Raw genomic sequence first — 553 nt, 5'->3', positions numbered from 1 at the left:
GTGGAAGAAGCGGTACGCCTGAAGGAAAAAGGCGTCGCGACTGAAATCGTCGTCGTCTCCGTTGGTCCGTCCACCGCTCAGGAGCAGCTGCGCACCGCGCTGGCCCTGGGTGCCGACCGTGCCATCCTGGTTGAATCGGCTGAAGAGCTGACCTCCCTGGCCGTGGCCAAACTGTTGAAAGCCGTTGTCGACAAGGAACAGCCACAGCTGGTGATCCTCGGCAAACAGGCCATCGACAGCGACAACAACCAGACCGGCCAGATGCTGGCAGCCCTGAGCGGTTACGCCCAAGGCACCTTCGCTTCGAAAGTCGAAGTGTCGGGCGACAAGGTTGCCGTGACCCGCGAAATCGACGGCGGCCTGCAGACCGTGTCGTTGAGCCTGCCGGCCATCGTCACCACCGACCTGCGTTTGAACGAGCCGCGTTATGCGTCCCTGCCGAACATCATGAAAGCCAAGAAGAAGCCGCTTGAAGTGCTGACTCCGGATGCTTTGGGCGTTTCCACCGCCTCCACCAACAAGACCCTGAAAGTCGAAGCGCCGGCTGCTCGCA

At 61.5% G+C, this 553-nt stretch carries 1 protein-coding gene; it reads left to right on the top strand.

Annotated elements, in window-relative coordinates:
• Window positions 1–553 (top strand): electron transfer flavoprotein subunit beta/FixA family protein (locus M5C71_RS33595; protein WP_248769703.1); only part of this gene is annotated, 553 nt, incomplete at both ends.

It is taken from the genome of Pseudomonas sp. MWU12-2345, assembly GCF_023242385.1.
In the GTDB taxonomy this organism is placed as follows: domain Bacteria; phylum Pseudomonadota; class Gammaproteobacteria; order Pseudomonadales; family Pseudomonadaceae; genus Aquipseudomonas; species Aquipseudomonas gingeri_D.
Note: the sequence above shows the minus strand (reverse complement) of the source record. Positions and strands in the feature narration are given on the sequence as shown.